Here is a 1180-nt window from a genome sequence, read left to right as displayed (position 1 = left end):
TAAACTTGTTTTTGCCTTCTTTGAGTTTTCGTTCATAATAAGCCTTAAAATGAGCGTTATATCTCATGGCCGACATGACACAATTAGACAGAGTTGCTTTAATGCCCTTGTGGGCTTTTTTACTGACTCTGGGTCTTGACTGCAAACTTGTACCTGAACTGTTTTCAAAGGGAACAACCCCTGCATGACAGGCCAATTGCTTGGCATTCTCAAACTTTTTAAACTCGTCGGTAATGACAATACATTTAGCCGCAGTGACAATACCTACCCCTGGAATAGAAGTAATATTTTCAAATAGAACTTTGAGAGGGGGGTCGGAGTCAATGAGTTCTTTGATTTGTTTTTCGAGTGATTGTAAGTCAGTCTCTACTCCTTTGAGTGTGTGAGCAGAATACTTTTTAGTGTCTTTGGCAAGGCTTTTATTGGCTTCGCAAGACTTCTGTTCGTGTAAAGCTGTTAGACAAATTTGACGCACTTTTACTAATCTGTCACGAACGTCAAGTAGGTTATCCAATTGGTCAACAATGGCTCTGGGAGGGGTGTACAGCTTAATTTCGTCCCGATTCTTGTAAGCATAACGGGCGATACGTTGGGCGTCAACCACATCGTTCTTGCCTCTGACATCGCCCATAGAGTACTTAATTTGGCTACCTGATTCCAGCCAAATTGAAGCTTTACGGCTCAGTAAATATTTCAATAAACGAGTGTGATAAATCCCTGTATGTTCCATGCAAAAAACGGCGGATGGAATCTTGAACTTTAACTCTTGCTGGATGCTTAGTACCGTTTTCGTTATGCTCTTTATATCATTGCCCGAGACCAGCTCCAGGATAATCTTATTGGCACTGCAAACAGCCCAATTCAAACTTTCTTTGGATATGTCAATACCGATAAAATACTGCGTTTCCATGATGAATGATGTTAAGAGTTTGTGTATTTTTACGAACCGTTGTTGAGATTTTATCCGCCATCAACACCTTAGCTAATGGGTTTTCCCCGGATTTCTATTTGATATTTGGATAAAAACAGGATATAGGTCGGAGTGCCGATGCACTTCAATCCCGTGGTGGGTTCTACCCATGCGGCCCCTTAAAGTGCCTATATCCTGCTCAACAACTGAAAAGTAAACTTACCAGTTTCTTGGTTTTGTTCAATCACACAAATCTAAAGGCGGCCCCGT

General features: G+C 41.3%; 1 protein-coding gene. It reads right to left on the bottom strand.

Annotated features, from left to right (window positions below; genetic code table 11):
- The coding region (locus P1X15_RS32435) for an IS110 family transposase (protein WP_277342256.1) at positions 1 to 910 on the bottom strand (910 nt) is incomplete at its 3' end.
- Between the last annotated feature and the right edge of the window lie 270 nt (positions 911 to 1180).

The sequence above is a fragment of the Runella sp. MFBS21 genome, assembly GCF_029433105.1.
Taxonomy (GTDB): domain Bacteria; phylum Bacteroidota; class Bacteroidia; order Cytophagales; family Spirosomataceae; genus Runella.
Note: the sequence above shows the minus strand (reverse complement) of the source record. Positions and strands in the feature narration are given on the sequence as shown.